The organism is Mesorhizobium sp. WSM3879 (genome assembly GCF_002294915.1).
GTDB lineage: Bacteria > Pseudomonadota > Alphaproteobacteria > Rhizobiales > Rhizobiaceae > Mesorhizobium.
On the sequence record NZ_NSFZ01000034.1, the window covers coordinates 1 to 1,698 of the forward strand.

At 68.0% G+C, this 1,698-nt stretch carries 1 protein-coding gene; it reads right to left on the reverse strand.

Translation table 11 applies throughout. The annotated features are described in order from the left end of the window. Positions 1-1,698, reverse strand: a 1,698-nt coding sequence (locus tag CK218_RS29870) for a condensation domain-containing protein (protein ID WP_245435246.1), incomplete at both ends; no start/stop codon positions are given.

Sequence of the window (1,698 nt, forward strand, 5' to 3'; positions counted from 1 at the left end):
ACCTGCGCCTCGAACAGCTCGTGGATGCACTTGTGCGACGGATAGTCCGCTTCCGTCCGGTTCAGCTCCTCCAAAAGATGGGCGCGTTCGGCGGCCGGCAGGATGTCGAGCTCTCGCACCGGCTTGCCGGGCGCCTGCTCCAATGCCTGAGCCAGCTCTTCGAGCGCCCGCTGCATGTAGCCGCAGACCCGGTCCCCACAGATCGGCTCCACCACCTGTGCGGTGAGGCCGAGCGCATCGCCAAAATCCTCCACCGACAGGCTCAGCGGATAATTGGTGCGCTCCTCCTCGCCCAGCCATTCGATGCCGGCCAAGACATCGTCCGTGCTGGCGGCCGGCGTGTTGTGGCGATAGTTCATGAGCGCACTGAACAGCGGCGCCGGTGCTGCAACGCCGCTGCAGCGCTGCGCCAGCGCCAGCGAGGCATGCTCATGCGCCAGCAGCTGCGAAAGCCGCCCGTGCGTGGCCCGCACGCTGGCCTCGACCCCGGTGCCGTCGAGGTCGAGCCGCACCGGCAAGGTGTTCATGAACAGGCCGAGCGCGCGGTCGGCGCCGGGCCCGGCCTGCATGCGGCCAAACAGCACCGTGCCGAACACAACCTGCTCGCGCCCGCTGCTCAGCGCCACCACCTGGCCCCAGGCCAGGTGACAGAGGCTCGCCAGGCTCACACCCAGCCGCCGCGCCTGCGCCCGCAGCCGATCATTGAGCGCGGCCGGCAGCATCCGATGCGCCTCGCCGACCCCGCTGCCGTCGCCATGCACCTCGCTTAAACCGAACGGCAGGCTCGGCTCCTCGATGTCGCCCAGCATCTCCCGGAAGAACGCTTCATGCTCTTCGGAGGAAGCTCCTAGACGCGCCTGCGCCACCAGATTGCGGAACGGGTGCGGCGCACCAAGCTCATGCGCGCGACCCTCCAGAACCGCCCGCACCTCGCCGCGCATCACTTCCGAGGCGGTGTGATCCCCGATCAGGTGATGTTGCAGCTCCAAAAGCAGCCAGCGCCCGCCACCCGGCTCGCGCGCGATCACAAACCGCAACAAGGGCGCCCGGCCAAGCTCGAGGCGGTATTGGCGCGGATCGTACCGGCGCTTCAGTTGCTCATGACCGGGATCGCCATTCTCGTCCAGCTCGACCTCGGCAACCTCCAGCCGCGCACGACGCCACACCACCTGGGCCCGGCTCGACAGTCCATCCCAGACAAAGGCCGTGCGCAGCACGTCGTGACGGTCCACCACTTGCTGGACCGCATCAAGATAGCGCTCCAACAGGGCGCGGTCGGCAAAGGCCATCTGGGAGACCAGCAGATATGGATCGCCCTTCCCGGCCAACAGGTGATGGAACAGGATGCCGTCCTGCAGCGGCGACAGGCCATAGATATCCTGGATGTTGCCAACCCCGCCCGGCACAGTCGCCACCGCCTGGTCGATCTCTTCCTGGCTCAGCTCGATCAGCGGCAGCATCGGTGGCGTGATCGCGAGAGTGTGCTCGTCGATCAGGTTGGCCGGCACGGCCACCTCGCTAAGGCTGCCAAGGCTGGCGGCCAGATCGCAAAGCACCGGCCGGGCCAACAGGGTGCGCACCTCGACCCCGAGCGACCGCCGCCGCAGCCGCTCCATCAGCTGCACCGCCAGCAGCGAATGGCCGCCGAGCTCGAAGAAGTGGTCGTGGCGGCCGACCCGATCGAGCCCCAGAAGCTCG